The organism is Bacillus sp. 105MF (assembly GCF_000374885.1).
Classification (GTDB): Bacteria; Bacillota; Bacilli; order Bacillales; family Bacillaceae_G; genus Bacillus_A; species Bacillus_A pseudomycoides.
In genome coordinates this window covers 1-1900 of sequence record NZ_KB895671.1, presented here as the reverse complement: position 1 = coordinate 1900, position 1900 = coordinate 1, and the positions used below count along the sequence as shown (strand labels likewise).

Here is a 1900-nt window from a genome sequence, read left to right as displayed (position 1 = left end):
CAAAGTGATTTTGAAAATAAGGGGAAGGGGGCGCTCAAGCTTATTTTTCTAGCACATCTGAGCGAATTCATTGTAAATCATCTGTTTTAATTTCACCTGTTGAGGTAGATGAAACTATAAAGCAGAAGATTATACTGTACATTGCTTATACTTTTTACCTCGGATGAAAATAAAATCACCTTCGATATATTTATCTTATTATAAAAATCTTTCAATTCACTTTCATAAGTGTTACAAAAGTCTTGCAATCATCTTATTTCGTTTCGGATGTAACGGGAGAGTAAACCAAAATTCACTCCCTTGTTTACCATCTGAACGATCTCGTACACCAATTTCACCTTTGTGCATTTCAATTAACGATTGTGCAATGGCTAATCCGAGTCCAGATCCCCCAGATTGTGAACTTCTTGATGGATCCGTTCTAAAAAAACGTTTAAATATGCATAGTTGATCACTATAAGCAATGCCTTCTCCTTCATCACGCAAAATAAATTGAACGTGCTGTTTCTGCTTATTTTCCTCTATAGTTAACTCAATCGTTCCAGATACTGGAGAATATCGAATTGCATTATGTAACAAGTTACTGATCACCCGTGCTATCTTACAAGGCATAATCCAGAGCTTAGGCAATGTATCAGAAACTCGGAATTGTAAATGAATTTGTTTTTCTTCTAATGAAATAGAATGTGAATCGAGTACTTCTAATAGAATACGATCCATATGTGTTAAACTCGGATGAAAATCTTCTTACCCTAGTTCTAACTTAGAAAGGTCAAATAAGTCATTAATTAATCCACTTAATCTTTGTATTTCTTTATGGATTGTTGGTAAGTACAATTGCTAGTCCAAGTCGTGCTACCTAAATCCTCGTTTTTGGTATGTTCGGCTTGGCGACATGCCATCACCTGCCGAATTTCTCCATGCAATGGTCAGGTAGTATTTTTTAATTAACTATAATAAAATGAATTTCATGTTATCACTAAATACAATTCTCAAATATATGTAAATCACTGCCATTCTGACCATGTATTTTGAGAAGAAGTAAATTTTTATATTTTCCACAAGAAATAATATAAAAAGACTCAATTCTTGTGAAGAAAATAAGCCTTTTTACCATTTAGACTCACACAAATGATCTGCACATCAATTCATCTTTGATATACAGATCATTTGTATGATAATTTTTATATATAATTGCGGAATAATAAACTTACATAAATGCTTTTAAAAGCTCTTGTACGAATGGAAGTACTCCACCTACAAATTTTAAAACTGCCATTGCGATTGTCATATTATTCCCTCCTCTTTAAATTTCTGAATATTAAGAATTCTATAAATTCATTATATTACAGATTTAAGAATATAACAATATCTTTTTTTATTCTCTCTAAGATTTCAAAATATGCCCATAACAACATTTTTCACGCCACATTTATTCATGATAATTAAGTTCACTTTTTTCGTTTTGGGGTGGATTTGTTTTCTTAAGTTGATGGGCATGCTGCACTACAGCATTTATTGATATTATCACCGGAGATTTGCTGTGCAGTCAATGAATTTGGGGTATTGAATGTAAACTAATAGATATTAGTAAAACAAATAACCGGTTCCACAGCATGCAAGAAACCGGTTAAAATATATCTAATTTATCTCTGAACTTACAATTGTATTTTCAACATGGTAAGACTTATTAACTAGCAATCATGACTCCATTATCTGCAAATTCATACCGTTTTTTATCAATAAACAATTTGCCAGTAGCCATCGACCCATTTTGATTTAGATAATACCAACTGTTTCCTTCTTTTAGCCAGCCAGTAGCCATCGATCCATTTTGATTTAGATAATACCAACTTTTCCCTTTCTTTAGCCAGCCAGTAGCCATCGATCCATTTTGATT

The 1900-nt window shown here is 32.4% G+C and carries 2 pseudogenes; both read right to left on the bottom strand.

Going from position 1 to position 1900, the window contains the following annotated elements:
* Window positions 1–231: 231 nt before the first annotated feature.
* A pseudogene (locus C564_RS34065) lies at window positions 232–834 on the bottom strand (sensor histidine kinase); the annotation flags it as partial.
* An 856-nt stretch (window positions 835–1690) separates the two neighbouring features.
* Window positions 1691–1900: pseudogene (locus tag C564_RS33215) on the bottom strand (N-acetylmuramoyl-L-alanine amidase family protein); the annotation flags it as partial.